At 68.4% G+C, this 20,188-nt stretch carries 16 protein-coding genes and 1 tRNA gene; 8 read left to right on the top strand and 9 right to left on the bottom strand.

The features are described from left to right. Positions 1-17: 17 nt before the first annotated feature. The 3 genes from VSH64_RS36965 to VSH64_RS36955 all read left to right on the top strand — a co-directional run bounded on the left by VSH64_RS36965 (position 18) and on the right by VSH64_RS36955 (position 2,712). Complete coding sequence (locus VSH64_RS36965) at positions 18-1,067, top strand: AAA family ATPase (RefSeq protein ID WP_326567387.1); 1,050 nt, start codon at positions 18-20, stop codon at positions 1,065-1,067. 231 nt (positions 1,068-1,298) lie between these two features. Further along, positions 1,299-1,532 carry a helix-turn-helix domain-containing protein gene (locus VSH64_RS36960; protein WP_326567386.1) on the top strand — a complete coding sequence of 78 codons (234 nt, stop codon included), beginning with the start codon at positions 1,299-1,301 and terminating at the stop codon, positions 1,530-1,532. Beyond that, positions 1,516-2,712 carry a site-specific integrase gene (locus VSH64_RS36955; protein ID WP_326567385.1) on the top strand — a complete coding sequence of 399 codons (1,197 nt, stop codon included), beginning with the start codon at positions 1,516-1,518 and terminating at the stop codon, positions 2,710-2,712. The genes VSH64_RS36960 and VSH64_RS36955 overlap by 17 nt, the downstream gene beginning before the upstream one ends. Before the next feature lie 69 nt (positions 2,713-2,781). On the opposite strand, the gene VSH64_RS36950 is transcribed toward VSH64_RS36955, so the two are convergent. From VSH64_RS36950 to dnaA, 9 genes are all read right to left on the bottom strand, one after another. Continuing rightward, a tRNA-Ile gene (locus tag VSH64_RS36950) sits at positions 2,782-2,855 on the bottom strand. A 50-nt stretch (positions 2,856-2,905) separates the two neighbouring features. After that, positions 2,906-3,571, bottom strand: coding sequence for a DUF3566 domain-containing protein (locus VSH64_RS36945; RefSeq protein WP_326567384.1), 666 nt, complete (start codon positions 3,569-3,571; stop codon positions 2,906-2,908). 35 nt (positions 3,572-3,606) lie between these two features. Continuing rightward, positions 3,607-6,225: a DNA gyrase subunit A gene (gene gyrA / locus VSH64_RS36940; RefSeq protein ID WP_326567383.1), complete on the bottom strand. Its 2,619-nt coding sequence runs from the start codon at positions 6,223-6,225 to the stop codon at positions 3,607-3,609. Positions 6,226-6,276: 51 nt separating this feature from the next. Next, positions 6,277-8,244 carry a DNA topoisomerase (ATP-hydrolyzing) subunit B gene (gyrB, locus tag VSH64_RS36935; protein ID WP_326567382.1) on the bottom strand — a complete coding sequence of 656 codons (1,968 nt, stop codon included), beginning with the start codon at positions 8,242-8,244 and terminating at the stop codon, positions 6,277-6,279. 197 nt (positions 8,245-8,441) lie between these two features. Further along, positions 8,442-8,975: a DciA family protein gene (locus VSH64_RS36930; RefSeq protein ID WP_326567381.1), complete on the bottom strand. Its 534-nt coding sequence runs from the start codon at positions 8,973-8,975 to the stop codon at positions 8,442-8,444. Positions 8,976-9,183: 208 nt separating this feature from the next. After that, positions 9,184-10,338, bottom strand: coding sequence for a DNA replication/repair protein RecF (gene recF / locus VSH64_RS36925; protein ID WP_326567380.1), 1,155 nt, complete (start codon positions 10,336-10,338; stop codon positions 9,184-9,186). Positions 10,339-10,350: 12 nt separating this feature from the next. Then, positions 10,351-11,241 carry a phosphogluconate dehydrogenase (NAD(+)-dependent, decarboxylating) gene (gene gnd, locus VSH64_RS36920; protein ID WP_326567379.1) on the bottom strand — a complete coding sequence of 297 codons (891 nt, stop codon included), beginning with the start codon at positions 11,239-11,241 and terminating at the stop codon, positions 10,351-10,353. A gap of 46 nt (positions 11,242-11,287) precedes the next feature. Next, entirely contained in the window at positions 11,288-12,421 is a 1,134-nt protein-coding gene (dnaN, locus tag VSH64_RS36915; RefSeq protein ID WP_326567378.1) for a DNA polymerase III subunit beta, read from the bottom strand. A gap of 1,084 nt (positions 12,422-13,505) precedes the next feature. Then, on the bottom strand, positions 13,506-15,239 hold the full coding sequence (gene dnaA, locus VSH64_RS36910) for a chromosomal replication initiator protein DnaA (RefSeq protein WP_326567377.1): 1,734 nt from the start codon (positions 15,237-15,239) through the stop codon (positions 13,506-13,508). 599 nt (positions 15,240-15,838) lie between these two features. On the opposite strand from dnaA, the gene rpmH reads away from it, so the two are divergent. Genes rpmH through VSH64_RS36885 form a run of 5 tightly spaced genes read left to right on the top strand, consistent with a single transcriptional unit; the run spans position 15,839 to position 18,599 of the window. Continuing rightward, the gene (rpmH, locus tag VSH64_RS36905; protein ID WP_285971341.1) at positions 15,839-15,982 is read left to right on the top strand and encodes a 50S ribosomal protein L34; all 144 of its coding nucleotides are present in this window, start codon (positions 15,839-15,841) and stop codon (positions 15,980-15,982) included. A gap of 21 nt (positions 15,983-16,003) precedes the next feature. Next, positions 16,004-16,435, top strand: coding sequence for a ribonuclease P protein component (gene rnpA, locus VSH64_RS36900; RefSeq protein WP_326567376.1), 432 nt, complete (start codon positions 16,004-16,006; stop codon positions 16,433-16,435). 5 nt (positions 16,436-16,440) lie between these two features. After that, entirely contained in the window at positions 16,441-16,773 is a 333-nt protein-coding gene (yidD, locus tag VSH64_RS36895) for a membrane protein insertion efficiency factor YidD (protein ID WP_326567375.1), read from the top strand. A gap of 4 nt (positions 16,774-16,777) precedes the next feature. Next, on the top strand, positions 16,778-17,953 hold the full coding sequence (gene yidC / locus VSH64_RS36890; RefSeq protein WP_326567374.1) for a membrane protein insertase YidC: 1,176 nt from the start codon (positions 16,778-16,780) through the stop codon (positions 17,951-17,953). Between the two features lie 25 nt (positions 17,954-17,978). After that, on the top strand, positions 17,979-18,599 hold the full coding sequence (locus VSH64_RS36885) for a Jag family protein (protein ID WP_407655585.1): 621 nt from the start codon (positions 17,979-17,981) through the stop codon (positions 18,597-18,599). The last annotated feature ends 1,589 nt before the right edge of the window (positions 18,600-20,188 follow it).

Raw genomic sequence — 20,188 nt, 5'->3', positions numbered from 1 at the left:
ACCTGAGGGAGATCACCATGACCACGCCCCGGCCGCTGGCCGCCGTGCCGACACCGCCCGCCCGCCGCACCCGGTGGACCGACGCGGACCTGATGCGAGAGGAGTTCCCGCCGCCGAAGTGGGCCGTTCCCGGCCTGCTCGCCGAAGGGGTCAACCTGCTGGCCGGCGCGCCGAAACTGGGCAAGTCATGGCTCTCCCTCGGACTCGGAGCAGACATCGCCAACGGCGATAACGCACTCGGCTCGATCGAGGTCGAACGCGGCCCGGTCCTCTACTGCGCGCTCGAAGACACCGGGCGTCGGTTGCAGCGCCGCCGCCGCCAGCAGATCGCCGCCGGCGGAAGCCCCGCGAAGCTGCTCACCCTCGAAACCGCCTGCCCCACCATGACCGCCGGCGGCGAGCAGGTGCTGAGGGAATGGCTCGACGCGAACCCCACCGCGCGGCTGGTCATCATCGACACCTTTGAGAAGATGCGCGGAGCGGTCATCCCCGGCATATCCGCCTACAGCGGCGACTACGCCGCCGGCGCCCGCTTCAAGGCCCTCGCCGACGAGTACAGCGTGCCGTTCCTGCTCATCCACCACGTCCGCAAACAGGGCGCCGACGACTGGCAGAACCTCGTGTCTGGCACCGCCGGGCTGACCGGCGCCATGGACGCCACGTTGGTTCTCGAGCGCGGCCGGGGACAGGCAGACGGGGTGCTGCACGTGACCGGCCGCGACGTCGAAGAAGCCGACTACGCCATGACCTTCGACGCCCACGCCGGTGCCTGGACCAAGCTCGACGGCCCCGCCACCGACCACCTCGTCGCCGACACCCGCGCCACGATCCTGCGCCTGCTGCGCGACCACGGCCCGCTCACCCCGAAGGCCATCGCCGACGCCCTGGAGCTCAACCCGAGCACGGTCCGCCAGACCTGCAAGCGCATGGCCGACGACGGACAGCTGCACAAGGCCACCAACGGCGAATACAGCGCCCCCGGCAGCAGTCCCCGCGGTGACACCCCCGCCCTGTCACACCTGTCACCGCTGTCACTCCCGGGCTCTGACCAGCACAAACAGGTGTGACAGCAGGTGTGACACCCGCGGGAGCTGTCACACCCCAGCCGTCACGGTGACACCCGTGACCACCCCGCACCTGTCACACCTGTCACCGCTGTCACTCAACTGCCCCTGACCAGCACAAACACCTGTGACACCCCGAGTGACACCCCGACCGACCTGTCACTCGCCGACGAGAGGAGACCGCCCGTGTTCGTGGCCCGCACCCGCCCAGCTTCACGACGCAAAGGGACCCTCATGGACGCAACGATCCTGCCGCTCGACGTGCCGGCCCGGCACCTCTACCGCATCCCGGAAGCCATGCGCCTGCTCTCAATGAGCCGCTCCGTGATCTACGAGCAGTTGCGCGCCGGTCGCCTCTTCTCCGTGAAGGAAGGCCGGGCACGGCTCATCCCAGCCGTCTCAATCCAGCAGTACGTCAACCAGCTCATCAGCGAAGCGGAGGTGACCGGCTATGGCCGCACGGCGTAGTCGCGGGGACGGCGGGCTCTACTGGTCCGAGGCCCGGCAACGGTGGATCGCTGAGCTGACGGTCGGCTACCGCGCGAACGGGAAGCGGATCGTCCGCCGTGGCAGCGGGAAGACCAAGACCGAGGCTCGGGAGGCGCTTGGCCGGCTGGTCGACCGGAAGAAGGACAACACAGCCATCGCCGGCACCGGCCCGACGGTCGAACAGTCAGTTCAGGATTGGCTACGCCACGGCCTCAAGGGGCGTGATCAAGCGACTGTGGACAAGCTGACCACCTTGGCGGAAATCCACGTCATCCCCTCTCTTGGCGCGCGCCTGTTGCTGGATCCGAAGAACGTGAACGAGCTGACCGCGGATGACGTGGACGCATGGCTTGAGGCGAAGGCCGAAGTCCTGGCGACCCGGACCTTGGCGGACCTCCGGGCGATCCTTCGCCGTGCAATCAACCGGACCGCGAAGCGCACCAAGGGCAACGCCATTCGCAACGTGGTGTTGCTGTGCGACGAGCTCCCGGCCGGCCGCGAAGGACGCAAGTCGAAGTCGCTGACGTTGACGCAAGCAGAAGCGGTGCTCAACGCTGCCGAAGCCGAGCACTCGACCTACGGCGAATACACCGTCGTGTCGCTCCTCACCGGTGCCCGGACGGAGGAAGCACGTCCCTTGGCGTGGGACGAGGTGGACTTGGCGGGACGGCCGCATGCGACGCCGCCGGAACCTCCGCACGTCAACGTCTGGCGGTCGGTTCGCGCCACCGGCGATACCAAGACCCGGAAGTCGCGCCGCTCGCTCGCCCTCGCCGGACGCGCCGTCGCGTCGCTGGAACGCCAGCAACGGCGCCAAGATCTTCAGCGACGGATCGCCGGTGATCGGTGGCAGGAGAACGGGATCGTGTTCGCTTCGGATGTGGGCACGCAGCTCGACGCGGCGAACGTCCGGCGAGGCTTCCGCCGGATCCTGAAGAAGGCAGGCCTGAACCCGGCGGACTGGACACCGCGCGAGCTGCGCCACAGCTTCGTGTCGCTGCTCTCGGACAGTGGGGTCAGCATCGAGGACATCTCACGCCTGGTCGGCCACTCCGAGACCAAGGTGACCGAGCTGGTCTACCGCCACCAGCTCCGGTCGGTGATCCAGCACGGCGCGAAAGCGATGGACGCCATTTTCCCGACCACCGAGAGTGCATAGTCACTCAGTTAGTCACTCGGTCATGCAAAAGGCCGGTTCGCGTGAATGCGAACCGGCCTTTGACCTGCGTGGGCCCACCAGGACTTGAACCTGGGACCTCTTCGTTATCAGCGAAGCGCTCTAACCACCTGAGCTATGGGCCCGTCGAACGGAGAGAACTTTACAGGACCCCCGGAGGGGCCCTGCAACCGGGTTACTCCCTTTCCGACAGGGTGACTTCGAGGCCGCCGGCCAGGTCCGCCGACACGTTGTAGATGAAGGCGCTGACCGTGGCCAGAGCGGACACGAGCACGATGTTGATCGCGCCGAGGATGGCCGCGATGCCGAACACGCGGCCGGCGCTGATGAGGGGTTCGGTGGACGCGTTGGCGCCTTCGCCGCCGACCAGGGACGAGTAGGTGCCGTTGAGCTTGTCCCACACGCCCATGCCGTCGAGCACCGTGTAGAGCACGCCGACCGCGACGAGCCACACGAAGAACATGGCCACGCCGAGGACGAGCGACAGCTTCAGCACCGACCACGGGTCGAAGCGCTTGATCTGCAGCGACGCCCGGCGCGGGCCGCGGCCCGGACGACGCAGCGCGCTCGGGGTGGGGCGGGTGCGGCCGGCCGGAGGCACGTCGGCCGCGGCCGGCGGCGCGCCCTCGGCTCCGAAGAGCCGGGGCGCGGCCGTGCCGGTCACCGCGGGGTAGTCGCTCTCGCTCACGCGCGGTCCGTCCTGCTCATGATCCGAGTAGACCACATCCTCGGTGGCGATTCCGGTCGAGACCGTGGCCTCGGAGTCGCCGCCGCCGTCCTTGGCGGTGCGCTGCCAGGGTGGGCTCGACGACGTGCCGTCTGCCTTCTCGGATGGTGTCACGAAGAGTCAGTCCTTACCCGTGCGTGGGGCGCCGATCACTGCTCCGGCGCCGTGCCGTCTTCTTCCGTGGTCTCCTCGGGCGCGGTGGTCGCCTCGCCTTCGGCGGCGGGGGTCACCTCCGCCGAGTCGACCGAATCCGTCGAAACTTCATCGGACTCGGCTTCGGAAGAGTCCTCGCCACCATTGGCGACGTCCGACCCCTCGTCCGCGTTGCGTGCGACCGCGAGAAGAGTGGTCCCGTCTCCCAGATTCATCAGCCGCACGCCCTTGGTCTGGCGACCGGCCTTGCGCACGTCGCGCGCCGGCGTGCGGATGACCCCACCGCTCGAGGTGATGGCGAACAGCTCGTCGTCCTCGTCGACAATGAGTGCGCCCACCAGCCTGCCACGTTTCGAGTCGTGCTGGATGGTCAGCACACCCTTGCCGCCGCGGCCCTGCACCGGGTAGTCCTCGATCGGCGTGCGCTTGCCGTACGCGCCGTCGGTCGCGACCAGCAGGAACTTGTCGGGCTTGACCACGCTGATGCCGAGCAGTTCGTCGCCGTCGTTGAACCGCATGCCGAGCACACCGGACGTCGGGCGGCCCATCGGACGCAGCGCCTCGTCGGTGGCGTGGAAGCGGATCGACTGGCCGCCGGCCGACACGAGCAGCAGGTCGTCCTCCGCCGCCGCCAGCACGGCGCCCACGAGCTCGTCGCCTTCGCGCAGGTTGATGGCGATGAGGCCACCCGCGCGGTTGGAGTCGAAGTCGGTGAGCTTGGTCTTCTTCACGAGCCCCTTCTGCGTGGCGAGCACCAGGTACGGCGCCACCTCGTAGTTCGGGATCTCGATGACCTGGGCGATCTGCTCGTCGGGCTGGAACGCCATGAGGTTGGCCACGTGCTGGCCGCGCGCGTTGCGGTTGGCCTCGGGCAGGTCGTAGGCCTTGGTGCGGTAGACGCGGCCCTTGTTCGTGAAGAACAGGATCCAGTCGTGCGTGGAGCACACGAAGAAGTGCTGCACGATGTCGTCCTGCTTCAGCGTGGCGCCCTGCACACCCTTGCCGCCGCGCTTCTGCGAGCGGTACAGGTCGGTCTTCGTGCGCTTCGCGTAGCCGGTGCGGGTGATCGTGACGACGACGTCCTCGACCGCGATCAGGTCCTCGACCGACACCTCGCCGTCGAACGGGATGATCTTCGTGCGACGGTCGTCGCCGTACTTGTCGACGATCTCCATGAGCTCTTCACGGATGATCGAGCGCTGGCGCTCCGGCTTCTCGAGGATGTCCTTGAGGTCCGCGATCTCCAGCTCGATCTCGGCCAGCGTGTCGATGATGCGCTGGCGTTCGAGGGCGGCGAGGCGGCGCAGCTGCATGTCGAGGATCGCGGTGGCCTGGATCTCGTCGACGTCCAGCAGTTCCATCAGCGCCGGCCGGGCCTCTTCGGCCGAGGGCGAGCGCCGGATCAGGGCGATCACCTCGTCGAGCAGGTCGAGTGCCTTGACCAGACCGCGCAAGATGTGCGCGCGCTCTTCGGCCTTCTGCAGGCGGAACTTGGTCCGCCGGACGATGACCTCGACCTGGTGCTTCACGTAGTGCCGGATCATCTGGTCCAGGCGCAGCGTGCGCGGCACGCCGTCGACCAGGGCCAGCATGTTCACGCCGAAGTTCTGCTGGAGCTGGGTGTGCTTGAACAGGTTGTTCAGCACCACCTTCGCCACGGCGTCGCGCTTGATCGTGACCACGATCCGCATGCCCGAGCGGCTGTTGGACTCGTCGGCGATGTCGGCGATGCCCGTGAGCTTGCCGTCGCGCACGAGGTGCGCGATGTTCTCGACGAGGTTGTCCGGGTTCACCTGGTACGGCAGCTCGGACACGACCAGCGTCGTGCGGCCCTTCGCGTCCTCTTCCACCTCGACGACCGCACGCATGCGCACGGAACCGCGGCCCGTGCGGTACGCGTCCTCGATCCCGGACGTGCCGAGGATCATTGCCTTGGTCGGGAAGTCCGGGCCCTTGACCCGCGTGAGCAGCGCGGCCAGCAGCTCGTCGTCGGTCGCTTCGTAGTTCTCCAGTGCCCACACGACACCGTCGGCGACCTCGCGCAGGTTGTGCGGCGGGATGTTGGTCGCCATGCCGACCGCGATGCCGGAACCACCGTTGACCAGCAGGTTCGGGAACCGCGCCGGCAGCACGTCGGGCTCCTGCGTGCGGCCGTCGTAGTTGTCGGAGAAGTCGACGGTGTCTTCTTCGATGTCCGCCAGCATCTGCATCGCCAGCGGCGCGAGGCGCGACTCCGTGTACCGCATGGCGGCGGCGGGGTCGTTGCCCGGCGAGCCGAAGTTGCCCTGCCCGTCGATGAGCGGGTAGCGCATCGACCACGGCTGGGCCAGGCGCACGAGCGCGTCGTAGATCGCCGAGTCACCGTGCGGGTGGTAGTTGCCCATGACGTCGCCGACGACGCGCGAGCACTTGTTGTACCCGCGATCCGGCCGGAAACCGGAGTCGAACATCGAGTAGAGCACGCGGCGGTGCACCGGCTTGAGACCGTCGCGCACGTCCGGCAGCGCCCGCGACACGATCACGCTCATGGCGTAGTCGATGTAGGAACGCTGCATCTCCTGCTGGATGTCGACCGGCTCGATGCGGTCGTGTTCCGGCGGCAAGGTTTCCGTCATGGGTCCTTCTCGGCAGAAAGAAAGGTCAGGGCTGGCTGGCGGGGCGGACGGCTACACGTCCAGGAAGCGCACGTCCTTGGCGTTGCGCGTGATGAACGAGCGCCGGGCCTCCACGTCCTCGCCCATCAGGACGGAGAACAGCTCGTCGGCCTGCGCGGCGTCGTCGAGGGTGACCTGGCCGAGGAGCCGGTTGGCCGGGTCCATCGTGGTCTCCCACAGCTCCTCGGCGTTCATCTCGCCGAGACCCTTGTAGCGCTGGATCGCGTCGTCCTTCGGCAGCCGGCGGCCGGCCTCGACACCGGCCTGGATCACGGCGTCGCGCTCCTTGTCGGAGTACGCGTACTCCGGCTCCTGCCGCGGCCACTTGATCTTGTACAGCGGCGGCCGCGAGAGGAACACGTGGCCGTGCTCGATCAGCGGCGTCATGAAGCGGAACAGCAGGGTGAGCAGCAGCGTGGTGATGTGCTGGCCGTCGACGTCGGCGTCGGCCATCAGCACGATCTTGTGGTAGCGCAGCTTCGAGAGGTCGAAGTCGTCGTGGATGCCGGTGCCCAGCGCGGTGATCAGCGACTGGACCTCGGTGTTCTTGAGGACGCGGTCGATGCGCGCCTTCTCCACATTGATGATCTTGCCCCGGATGGGCAAGATCGCCTGGTACATCGAGTCGCGGCCTTCCTTGGCCGAGCCGCCGGCCGAGTCGCCCTCCACGATGTAGAGCTCGCACTCGCCCGGGTCGTTGGAGCGGCAGTCCTTGAGCTTGCCCGGCAGGCCGCCGATCTCCAGCGCGCCCTTGCGGCGCACCAGGTCCCGCGCCTTGCGCGCGGCCATGCGCGCCTGCGACGAGGAGATCGACTTGTTGATGATCGTCTTCGCCTCGTTGGGGTTGCGCTCGAACCAGTCGCCCAGCCACTCGTTGGACTGCTGCTGCACGAACGTCTTCGCTTCGCTGTTGCCCAGCTTCGTCTTCGTCTGGCCTTCGAACTGCGGCTCGGACAGCTTGATCGACACGATCGCGGCGAGACCCTCGCGCACGTCGTCACCCGTGAGGTTCGCGTCCTTCTCCTTGAGCAGCTTCTTCTCGCGCGCGTACGCGTTGACCACACGCGTGAGCGCCGCGCGGAAGCCCTCTTCGTGGGTGCCACCCTCGTGGGTGTTGATCGTGTTGGCGAACGTGTACACCGACGGCGTGAACCCGTTGTTCCACTGCATCGCGACCTCGACCTCGAGGCCGGGGCCCTTGGCGTCGAAGGAGATCACGCTCTCGTGGATCGGGTCCTTGCTGCCGTTGATGTGGCGGACGAAGTCCTCCAACCCGCCGGGGTAGCAGTACACCTTCTCCTTGACGCGGGCCTGCTTGCCTTCGGCGTCTTCCTCGGTGTCCTCGTCGGCCACGCGCTCGTCGCGCAGCGACAGGGTGAGGCCCTTGTTGAGGAAGGCCATCTCCTGCAGCCGGCGTGAGATGGTCTCGAAGTTGTACGTGGTGGTCTCGAAGATGTTCGGGTCGGCCCAGAAGGTGATGATCGTGCCGGTGCCCTCGGCGGGGCCGAGGTCCTCGAGCGGACCGGGAACCTGGTCGGTGTACTCCTGGCGCCAGCTGCGGCCGCCGACCTTGATCTCCGCGAGGAGCTTCGTGGACAGCGCGTTGACCACCGAGACACCGACGCCGTGGAGACCGCCGGACACCGCGTACGAGTCGCTGTCGAACTTGCCGCCCGCGTGCAGGATGGTGAGCACGACCTCGAGGGTCGGCTTCTGCTCCTTGGGGTGGATGTCGACCGGAATACCGCGGCCGTCGTCGAGAACCCGCACCCCGCCGTCGGCGAGGAGAGTAACCTCGACCTTGGTCGCGAATCCGGCCATCGCTTCGTCCACGGAGTTGTCCACGACCTCTTGGACGAGGTGGTGGAGACCGCGCTCACCGGTGGAGCCGATGTACATACCGGGGCGCTTGCGGACCGCTTCGAGACCTTCGAGCACGGTGATGGACGACGCGTTGTACTCGCTCTTGTTCTCAGTCACCGGCGTTGTTTCTCCTCGTCTCGCCCGAGCGGACGCTCGCTACTCCTCCAGTGTACTTGCCCGCGCGTGCTGGCATGCGGCAAGGACACCCCTCGTTGCGTCACAGACGCGCGAAATCGCTCGAAGGCGAGTCATCTCGTAGCGAGCGGCTTGTCAAGCGGTTCTCGGGGAACTCACCCGCCGACGCGCAACCCGAGTCAGCCGTACGTGTCACGCGGCCCGCGGCCGGGCACGACACGCGGGCCTTTCCGCCAGCTCGGGGCCGTCGGACCCTGGATCCGCATGCGTTTCACGACCCCGTTGCCGACCCCCGCGGCGATCTTCGCGATGAGCTTGCTCTGCAGCAGCCGCAGCTGCGTGGCCCACGCCGTGGAGCTCGCGCGCACGGTCAGCTCGCCGTCCTTCAGGCTCACCGGCTGGGCGTGTTCGGCAACGTCTTCCCCGACAAGGCGCGCCCACTGCCCGAACACGCGCGCGTTGGTCATCGTGTCCTGCCAGCCGCTGTCGGAGACCAGCCGCGACACGAGCCGGCCGAGCGGCTGCGGGTCACGCGCGTCGGCACCGGGCCCTGACCAGCGGCGACGGCGCGGGTTCTGGCCACCGCCGCCCGTGATCCGGCCGCGGCGCAGGTTCGGCGGCGCACCACGTTCCTTCGCCTTGGCTTTCGCGGCCTCGAGCGCGGCGTGCGCCAGGTCCCGTCCGGAGGGCTTCCCGTTCGGCCCAGTGGACACGTCACGCTCGGTACCGGAAGCGGGGCTCTCACCTGGGTGATTCCCCGCTCGGGGGATGTCAAGGCCCTTATCAGGCCGTTTCGTCACGCGCGGCGATAACCCATTCCCGGGTTTATCCACACTGTCCACAGGTTTGTCCCCAGATCGGTGGGTAACTTCTGTGACCGCGGTCACCCGCCGTGGCCGACTTGATCTTGGGGCCGAGTATTCAGGCACGGTTGACCTCGCCATCCGCCACCAGGAACCGGCTCCCCGCCAGCTCTGCCGGTACGTCCTCGTCCACCGCCGCCGTGATGAGCACCTGCTCGGCACCCGCGGCGACCTCCGCGAGCCGCGCCCGCCGTTTGCGGTCGAGCTCGGCGAACACATCATCCAGCAGCAGCACCGGTTCACCCGCTTCGCCACGCAGGAGCTCGTAGCTGCCGAGCCGCAGCGCCAGTGCGAACGACCACGACTCGCCGTGGCTCGCGTAGCCCTTCGCCGGCGCCTCGCCCAGGATCAGCTCGAGCTCGTCGCGGTGCGGGCCGACGAGGCTGATGCCCCGCTCCAGCTCGTTCTTGCGCACGTCGGCCAGCCCCTTCAGCAGGAGCTCGCGCAGCACTTCCGTGTCGGCCCGCTCCCCGCCGGCCACGCCGTAGCCGGGCGGCAGCGCTTCGCCGAGCGAAGACTTGTACGCGATCGACGCCGGCCGCGAATCCGGCGCGACGCCCATGTACGCCTCCGCCGCGTACGGCCCGAGGTCCGCGATGAGGTTCAGCCGCGCCGCGAGCAGCGCGGCGCCGGCCACCGACAGGTGGTCGTCCCAGACGTCGAGCGTGGACAGCGCGTACGGGTCCTCGCGACCGGTCCGGCGTTTGCCGGCGGTCTTGAGCAGGGCGTTGCGCTGCTTCAGCACCTTCTCGTAGTCCGCGCGCACGCCCGCGTACCTGGGCGCGCGCAACACGAGCAGCTCGTCCATGAACCGGCGACGCTCGCTCGGGTCGCCGCGCACGAGCGCGAGGTCCTCCGGGGAGAACAGCACCGTGCGCAGGATGCCGAGCACGTCACGCGGCTTGCCGACCGCGCCCCGGTTCACGCGGGCGCGGTTGGCCCGCCCGGCCGTGATCTCGAGCTCGACCGTGAGCTCGCGGTCGTCGTTGACCACGGCGACGCGCACGAGCGCGCGCTCACAGCCGTGCCGGATCAGCGGGGCGTCCGTCGCGACCCGGTGGGAACCCAGGGTCGCGACGTAGCCGATCGCTTCGAGCAGGTTCGTCTTCCCCCGGCCGTTCTGGCCGACGAGCACGACCGGCCCCGGTTCGAGGGCGAGGTCGGCCTGCGGCCAGGACCGGAAGTCGGTGACCTGGAGATGTCGCAGATACACGAGCGGGGGAGGCTAGCTCCCGACCTTCTTCACGGCGTGGCCACCGAACTGGTTGCGCAGGGCGGCGACGGCGCGCATCGCGGCCGAGTCCTTCTGCCGCGAAGAGAACCGCGCGAACAGCGCGGCCGAGAGCACCGGCGCCGGCACTGCGTTGTTCACGGCTTCCTCCAGCGTCCAGCGACCCTCGCCGGAGTCTTCGACGTAACCCTCGAGGTCGTCGAGCTCCGGGTCTTCGTCGAGCGCGCGCACCAGCAGGTCGAGCAGCCACGAGCGCACGACGGTGCCGCGCTGCCAGCCCTTGATCACGGCGGGCACGTTCTCGACCACGTGGGCCGCTTCGAGCAGTTCGAAGCCCTCGGCGTAGGCCTGCATGATGCCGTACTCGATGCCGTTGTGGATCATCTTCGCGTAGTGACCCGCGCCGACCATGCCGGCGTGCGAGAAGCCCTCTTCACGCGGGCCTTCCGGACGCAGCGTGTCGAAGATCGGCATCGCCCGGGCGACGTCGGACTCCGCGCCACCGACCATGAGGCCGTAACCGTTGTCCTTGCCCCAGATGCCGCCGGACACGCCGCAGTCGAGGTAGCCGATGCCCTTGGCCGCGAGCAGGTCGGCGTTGAGCTTGTCGTCGGTGAACTTCGAGTTGCCGCCGTCGATCACGAGGTCGCCCTCGGCGAGCGACTGGCTCAGCTCCACCACGGTCGCCCGCGTCGGGTCGCCGGCGGGGACCATGATCCAGACGATGCGCGGCGCGTCCAGTTTGGACACCAGGTCGGCGAGCGACTCGGAGTCGCTCACGGCCGGGTTGCGGTCGTAACCGACGACCTCGTGCCCGGCGGCCCGCAGCCGCTCGCGCATGTTGAAGCCCATCTTGCCCAGGCCCACGAGACCGAGCTGAACCATGAGATCCCCTTAGGTAGTAACGAAATCCGCGGTCGAAGCAGACCGGTCAGCCCGGGAGGCGGACCGGCATCAGCAGGTAGAGATAACCGGGGACGACGTTGCCCTCGGCGTCGGCGGGCTTGATGAGCGCCGGCCGGTTCGGGGTGGTGAACGTGAGCTCGGCACGGTCGCTGTGCAGCGCGCCGAGCCCGTCGACGAGGTAGCCGGGGTTGAAGGCGATGGTGACCGGTTCGCCTTCGTAGTCGACCTGCAGCTCTTCTTCGGCGCTGCCCTCGTCGTCGCCGCCGGCGGAAAGCCGCAGCGACCCGTCAGCGAACTCCAGCCGCACCTGCGTGCCGCGTTCGGCGACCAGCGACACGCGCTTGATCGACTCGGCGAGCGCCGACACCTCGATCACGGCACGCGACGTGTGGGTCGCCGGCAGCAGCTGCCGGTAGGGCGGGAACTCCGCGTCGAGGAGGCGGGTGGTGGTGTAGCGGCCGTTGCCCGAAAGGCCGAGCAGGCCTTCGCCGCTGGCGAGCGCGAGGCGCACGGTGCTGCCACCGCCGCCGAGCGTCTTCGCGGCTTCGGCGAGCGTGCGCGCGGGCACGAGCACCGCGGCGTCGGGCAGGCCTTCGGCCGGCTTCCAGGTGAACTCGCGCATGGCGAGGCGGAAGCGGTCGGTGGCCACGAGCGTGAGGGTCTCGCCCGAGATCTCCAGGCGCATGCCGGTGAGCATCGGGAGCGTGTCGTCCTTGCCGGCGGCGGTCACGACCTGGGTCACGGCCTGGCCGAAGACGTCGCCGGTGAGCTCACCCGCGAACGCGGGCTGGCTCGGCAGCTGCGGGTAGTCCTCCACCGGCATGGTCGGCAGGGAGAAGCGCGCGGAGCCGCACGTGATCGTGGCGCGGGCGCCGTCGACCGAGATCTCGACCGGCTGCGCGGGCAGCGCCTTGGTGATGTCGGCGAGGAGGCGGCCGGACACGAGCAGGCGGCCGCCGTCGGCGATCGTCGCGGGGACGCCCACCGTGGCCGAGACCTCGTAGTCGAACCCGGACACCGTCAGCGCGTCGGACTCCCCGTCCGAACCCGCGTCGAGCAGCACACCGCCCAGCACCGGCACCGGAGGCCGGGACGGGAGGCTCCTGGCCACCCAGGCGACGGCGTCGGCAAGCCCGTCGCGCTCGACGCGGATCTTCATGCGCGCATCCTTTCGACAGCCGAGCCCCTCGGCTCGTGAAGGGTCGGCGGCTGGCGGTTCACGAGTACTGCGCCAGTACGCCGCGACCGAGTCCCCACCGGGCCGGCCCGTTTCGGCGTGCCGGGATCGGCGCACAGGAACGGACCAGGTGCAGGCATCCACGTTAGGCCGTCGCCGGGGGTCCCGTCACCTCGGCCTCCCCTTGACTTTGTCGACAAGGAGACAGGCTCGACGGCTTGTCCCCAACTTCGTCCATCGCCTGTTTTTGTTTTGTTCTTTCTTTCAAAAGATCTAAGAGCAGTAGCAGTAATAGGGGCTGTGGGTTGTGTGGACAGAGCTCGTTCGCGCAGGTCGGAGGGCGCGGCGAGGTGTGGAGAAGCCTGGTGGTGGATCCGTGGATGGTTCGGGCCGTCCGTGGACAACTTCGGGCCGGGTGCGATCCATCCACATCTCGGGCCAGTTGTCCCCATGGTTGTCCCCAGCTGTGAGGGGAGTTGTACCCAGGTTCTGTGGGTGTCCGAACGGCCCCGAATCGCCCTGGAGAGTGACGGGCGCTCGATGTGGATCAAGTGTGGGCAACCTGTGGAATCCCCGTGGACAACCCTGTGGAAAGTCTGTGGATTCCGTGTGGGCGGGATGTGGAGCGATTCGGCGTCGTCGCAGCTCTGCGATGTGCTGGAGTTGTGCACAAACTGCCCACAGGGTGGGGAAAACTCCTTGTGTATCAATGAGTTTGGGGATGGCTGCGTACGCGTGCGTACGTGGGGCACGGCACACGCCGTCTGCTTCGGTGCTTCGCCGGTGCACGCGTGCTTCGTCCACGTTGGACCCGTGGCGGGGTGGAAGGTGTTGTGTGGTAAAGGAAAGCGGGCTCGTCGGGGGTGACGGAGCGAGCGCTCGGGGGTTGTGGCCGTCGGGTCGATGTGGACGGACGCGTTGGCGGTGCCGAGCCGTCTGAGGCCGTCTGAGGCTGCGTGAGGCCGTCTGGGAGCGCCTGGGAACTTCTTCAGAGGCGCCTCGGAACGCCTCCGCAAAGACAAAGGAGGGCGCCGCCCGTAGGCGACGCCCTCCTTTCAAGGACCTGCTACTGCCGAGCCCGCTGCTTGATCCGCGACGTGAGCTCCTGCACCTGGTCGTAGATCCGCCGGCGCTCGGCCATCTCCTTGCGGATCTTCTTGTCCGCGTGCATCACCGTGGTGTGGTCGCGGCCACCGAACGTCTGCCCGATCTTCGGCAGCGACATGTCCGTGAGCTCACGGCACAGGTACATCGCGATCTGCCGCGCTGTGGCGAGCGCCTTCGTCTTGCCGGGCCCGCACAGGTCGTCGAGCGTGACGTCGAAGAACTCCGCCGTGACGCCCATGATCGTCGGCGCGGTGATCTCCGGCGCGTGCGAATCGGGGATGAGGTCGCGCAGCACGACCTCGGCGAGCGCGGTGTCCACGGCCTGCTGGTTGAGCGACGCGAACGCGGTCACGCGGATCAGCGCGCCCTCGAGCTCGCGGATGTTCGCCTCCACGCGCGAGGCGATGAACTCCAGCACCTCACCCGGCACCGCCAGCCGGTCCTGCGCGGCCTTCTTGCGCAGGATGGCGATGCGGGTCTCGAGTTCCGGCGGCTGGATGTCGGTGATCAGGCCCCACTCGAACCGCGTCCGCAGCCGGTCCTCCAGCGTTTCGAGGCGCTTGGGCGGGCGGTCGGAGCTGACGACGATCTGCTTGTTCGCGTTGTGGAGGGTGTTGAAGGTGTGGAAGAACTCTTCCTGCGTACCTTCCTTGCCCTCCAGGAACTGGATGTCGTCCACGAGCAGGATGTCGATGTCGCGGTAGCGGCGCTGGAAGGCGACCTTGCGGTCGTCGCGCAGCGAGTTGATGAAGTCGTTGGTGAACTCTTCGGTGGAGACGTAGCGCACGCGCATGCCGGGGAAGAGCCGTTGCGCGTAGTGGCCCACGGCGTGCAGCAGGTGCGTCTTGCCGAGCCCGGACTCACCCCAGATGAACAGCGGGTTGTACGCGCGGGCCGGCGCTTCGGCCACGGCGACCGCGGCCGCGTGCGCGAAGCGGTTGGACGCGCCGATCACGAACGTGTCGAAGGTGTACTTCTCGTTCAGCTTCGTCTTCGACGTCTGCGGCTGCGCGGGCGCGGTGTAGGGCTGCCCGGCGATCGGCTGGCCCGAGAAGGTCGGCCAGATCTCGTGCACGGCGGCGAGCGCTTCGCCTTCTTCGTCGACCTCTTCGTTCGGGTCGTCGGATTCCTCGAGCGGCGCCGGCTGCGGCACGGGGCGCTGGCGCGGCGGCTCGGGCCGGGCGGCGCGCGCGGCGGCCATGGAGGCGCCTTCGATCGGCGCGCGCGAAGGGGCGACGGCGCCGTTTTCCGGCCGACCGATCTCGCTGCGGCCGGCGTCGAGGTGCGACGGGCTCAAGTGCGAGGGGCTCAAGTGCGAATCGAGGTGACCCGGCTCGAGGTGACCGTTGGTGTCCACTCGGCCGTTGTCGGGATGCCCGTTTTCCACCCGAGGGGGTGAGGGCACGTAGCGCGGCGCGGGCGCGATGGCCTCGGCGCTGTCGACCTTCACGGCGAGGGACACGGCGCGGCCGAGCCGACGGGACAGGGCGTCGGTGATCGCGCCGCGCAGTGCGCGCTCGATCGCTTCCTTCGCGAAATCACTGGGGGCCGCCAGGAGAGCGGTGCCGTCGAGCAGGCCGATGGGCCTCGTCACGCGCATCCAGGCCCGTTGCTGCGGCGAGAGGGTGCCGTCGGACAGCTCCCGCACCACCTGCTCCCAGATGACGCCCAGATTGTGCTGGTGCTCGGACACCTGTCTGGCTCCCCTCCCCTCGTCGGCGTGAACGGCGGATTCAACCCCAAGCACGCCCGCGTGACACTCCCCTGGACGTCATCTTGGACCGACCTGCGCGCGGGCACAGCGAATATCCACATAGTTGTCCACAGCTGTGCACTAATGTACGGCTGCCCGCAGCCACGCCACCTGCGGGCTCGGCGTTCGCCGTGGGCGCCTCCACACCCCGGTGGCGATACCGTCGCGCGTCTCACGACCGGAGACCCGGAAGAGGCACGCTAACAAGCCTCGCTCGCTGCCACAAGGCATCGTTGCGCGCAAGCATTTCACGGTGTACGGCGTGTTGCCATTCGGTGCCGTGGCGTGCGGGAACCCGAGGTCGCGGGCTGGTCGCACAGCGTGGCGGAGGGGGTGCCTACACGGCTCCCGGCCGGGGTGCGTACCCTCGTAAGGTCTCCCGTAAGCGACGGGTGCGTTTCGCGTGCCCACGTATGTCGTCGCTCGTCGTGACGAGGCCACACGTTGGTAGGAGACACCAGAGACTGCCGTGCGACCGCACGACATGCCGGTAGACGGCCGAAAATCCGTCGCCCGACGGCCGAGACACAGGAGTAGCAGTGAGCAAGGGCAAGCGCACCTTCCAGCCGAACAACCGCCGACGCGCGCGGACCCACGGTTTCCGCCTCCGCATGCGGACCCGTGCCGGCCGGGCCATCTTGGGGGCTCGTCGTCGCAAGGGCCGCGCCGCGCTGTCCGCCTGATCCGGCTCGTCGAGGCGCGCCGTGCTGCCCGTAGCCGCACGTCTACGTCGGAGTGAAGACTTCCGAGTCGTCCTCCGCCGGGGCTCCCGGGCAGGCAGGCGCCGCCTCGTCGTCCACGCGTTGACCACGGACCCGTCCGCGGCCGCACCCGATGCGGCCAGGGCGGGTTTTGTGGTGAGCAAGGCCGTCGGCAATTCGGTGGTCCGCCACCGGGTGACCCGGCAGCTGCGTCATCTCGTTTCGGCTCGGCTCGGAACACTGCCCCCGGGCAGCTCGTTGGTCGTACGGGCATTACCTCCGGCGGCGTCCGCTTCGAGCGCGGAGCTCGGCGCCGATCTCGATGCGGCGTTGCGCCGGCTCGGACTCACCTCGTCCCGCCGCACCGCCGGGGAAGGTGCTCCCCGGCAACCGCGTCAGCAGGACGCGGCCCCCGACCACGGATCAGCGGTGTAACGGCAATGCAAGCCACTCCCGAGCACACCCACGGCGGCACCGACGTCACCGAGGACCCGGCCCAGCGCCGTCCCGGACCGGTCGCCTGGGTGCTGCTCCTCCCCATCAAGCTCTATCGCAAGGCGATCTCGCCTTTCCTGCCGCCGGCCTGCCGGTTCTACCCGAGCTGCAGCGCGTACGCAGTCGAAGCCCTGACCCGGCACGGTGCCGGCCGCGGCTCCTACCTCGCGCTGCGCAGGCTGGGGCGGTGCGGCCCGTGGACACCGCCGGGCCGCGATCCGGTACCCGAGAAGTTCTCGTGGCGCCACCACCTGCCTGAAACACCGATCGAGGAGTAGCTCAGTGCTCGATTTCATCTACTACCCCGTGTCCTTCATCTTGTGGTGTTGGCACAAGGTATTCGGGTTCGCGTTCGGGGAAGCATCGGCGATTTCCTGGATCCTCGCGATCATCTTCCTGACGTTCACGGTCCGCGGCATCATGTTCAAGCCGTTCGTGAACCAGGTCCGGTCGATGAAGAAGATGCAAGACTTCGCGCCGGAGATGAAGAAGCTCCAGAAGAAGTACGCGAACGACAAGCAGCGCCAGGCGCAGGAGATGCAGAAGCTCCAGCGCGAGCACGGCGTCAACCCGCTGGGCAGCTGCCTGCCGATGATTCTTCAGATCCCGGTGTTCATCGGCCTGAACCACGTGCTGCGCGCCTTCACGATCCAGCCCGCCGGCGGCGGCGTGAAGACCGAGAACTACTTCTTCAGCCAGCACGACGTGTCGTCGTACGTCAACGCGAAGCTCTTCGGTGTCAACCTCGGCGAAGCGGTCTACAACGGCGTCGGCGTGGTGTCCGGTGGCCAGACCGGTGCGGTCGGGTTCCACTGGAGCGTGCTGCCGGTTGCGCTGCCCCTCATGATCATCGCGTCGATCGCCACGCACCTCACCGCGCGCCACTCGGTGGCCCGGCAGAACACCGCGTCGGCCACTCCGCAGACCGCGATCATGAACAAGCTGACGATGTACATCTTCCCGCTCGGTGTGCTCGTGTTCGGTGCCCTGTTCCCGCTCGGCCTGCTCTTCTACTGGCTGGCGAACAACGGCTGGACGCTGATGCAGCAGCGGCTCGTGTACACGCGCATCGACAAGGAAGAGGCCGCGCGCAAGGCGGAGGCCGCGGAGAAGCGCGCGTCGCTCGGACCGAAGCCGGGGCAGAAGCCCACGGCTCCGAAGGTCGGGCAGAAGCCGGTGCAGCAGAAGAAGAACAACCCGTCGGGCAACGGCCAGCAGCAGGGCAAGGTGGCCAAGGCGGGTTCGGCGCACGGCTTCGCACAGACGCACTCCCCGTCCACCACCGGCGGCGGCGTGCAGGGCAAGAAGCCCGCTGCCGCCGACGCGGCGGACACCAAGGCGACCCCGTCCGAGGCGGCGCAGCAGCCGGCCCAGAACGGATCGAACAAGGAGAACGGAACCGGGGTTCCCGGACTCCTCAAGGACTCGACCAGGAAGTCGGGCCGGAAGCGTCGCTGACGCCGCCGGCTCGGAGAGGAGACGAATGATGTCGGAGACGGTCGACACGATCGACGCCGATCAGGACGAAGAGACCACGGCCGGCGCTGATTCCAGCGCCGATGCTGCTGCCGGTGACGCCGCTTCCGGTGACGCTGCCGGTGCTGGTGCCGGTGACGCTGCCGAGGAGAAGCAGGGCGGCGACGACTTGCTCGTGCAGGAAGGTGACATCGCCGGCGACTACCTCGAGCGCCTGCTCGACCTGCTCGACTACGACGGCGACATCGACCTCGACGTCGAAGCCGGCCGCGCCATCATCAGCATCGACGGCGGCGAGGACCTCGAAAAGCTCGTCGGCCCCCGCGGCACCGTGCTCGAGGCCCTTCAGGAACTCACCCGCCTCGCCGTCCAGCAGGAAACCGGCTCCCGCAGCCGCCTCATGCTCGACATCGCCGGCTGGCGCGCCGACCGCCGCGAAGAGCTCCGCGAACTCGGCCGCTCCACCGCCGAGTCCGTCCTGTCCAACGGCGAGCGCGTCCGCCTGCAACCCATGAGCCCCTTCGAACGCAAGGTCGTCCACGACGCCGTCGCCACCGTGGACGGCGTCACCAGTGAAAGCGAGGGCGAAGACCCGAAGCGCCGTGTGGTGATCTTCCCGGAGGGCTGAGTGCCTTCTCCCCCTGTCCTTGGGGCTGCCTTTCGGGGTGGTTGTGGATGGGGGCGTGTTACGCGGTAGTGAGTAGTGAGTACTGAGCAGAAGCGGCCCACCGGATGTTCCGGTGGGCCGCTTCTTTGTCTCTGCCCCTTGTCTCTGCCTCTGCTCTTGGGGCGGCCTCTGGGCTGCAGCGCCTCTCGACCTCTCGACCTCTCGACCTCCGGTCTCTAGGCCGCTGCCTCTGGGCTGCTCTGACTCTCGGCGGCTGAGCTGCCCTGCCTCTAAGGCGCTGTGGCAGCGTGCCGCGCTGCCCCGCCCCTCGTTTGACCTGCCGGCCTCTCGGTCGCCCCGGCACACTGGCAGCCTGCCTCGGTGCCTCGGTGCCTCGGTGCCTCGGTGCCTCGGTGCCTCGCTACCGCTCTCGGTCCGGCTCAAATTCGCTCAGCTGACGCACCCGCCACCCTGCATCGCGCTTCATGCCGCTCATTCCCCTGCTGCTGAGATACCCACCGCGCTCGACGCCCATCGCGCTTCGTTTCTGCCGCGCTTCGGCACTCACCGAACCCCACACCTACCGCGCGTCGGCTCCCATCGTGCTTCGTTCCCGCTGCGGTTGGGTGCTCACCGAACTTCGTTCCCGCGGCGGTTCGGCGCTCACCGAACTTCGCTCCCACCGCGCTTCGGCGGCTCCGAACTTCGCTCTCATCGCGGTGCCGCCCCCACGGCACTGCCGTCCTTCGCATGGCGCGCTGTCGCATCCGCCGAACTTGCCGGGCCAGCCGCGCTACGCGTCGGCGCCTTGTGACACCCGTCTAGGCGCGTCGCAGTCCTGCCCAACTGCCCCACTCCTTAAGCGCCCGCCGCCCGCCATTTTCGCGCACTACCGGCCCCCACGTTCGCCTCGCGATCGCGTGTACCGCACCAGCTGCGCTTCGCACGGGTGCGCTGGGCACCCACTGACCCAGGCACGTCACTGTCCTCTTGCCAGTTCGTTTGCCAGGTCGCCGCAACAGACCCGCCGCTCTTGCCGCACTGTCGCGCAGCACTGCACCAGCTGTGCTTCGCACGGATGCGCTTCACACCTACTGGCCGCTCTGCCGCATCACCGCCTTCGGGATGCTGGCGCACGCCGCATCGCCGTGTTCGAGGTGGTGCTGCACCGCCACATCGCCGTGTTTGGGAGGCTGCTGCCGCCGAACCACAATGTTCGGGGTGCTGCCGCACCTCGTCAGCTAGAGCTCCGTTCCCCGACTGCCATGCTGCGCCTGCCGTGCTGCCCCTCACCGCGCCGGCTGAACGCCTCACGCCATCGCATTTGGCCCCAACGGACCGCAACCCCGCGGTCGCCATGCGGCCGCGGATCCACCGCAGGCGTCCCGCGGTCGCTGGCGCTGCTGCTGCGCTCTCCGCGCTGCCGTACCCGTTTGGTCTCTTCGCTGGTCCAATCGCCGAACATCCCGCTCAGCTGTTCCCGCGACCTCCATGATGCTGAACCGGAGCGCCCTTATCTCGAACTCCGCCATGCTGCTGCGCGGTTTCGCGCGCCGCGCTGGCACGCCGCTGAACCCGCTCTGCGACCTCCGTGATGCCGGCCGGGCTGC

This window comes from Amycolatopsis rhabdoformis (genome assembly GCF_035918295.1).
Lineage (GTDB): Bacteria > Actinomycetota > Actinomycetes > Mycobacteriales > Pseudonocardiaceae > Amycolatopsis > Amycolatopsis rhabdoformis.
This window is presented reverse-complemented; position numbering and strand designations above follow the sequence as displayed.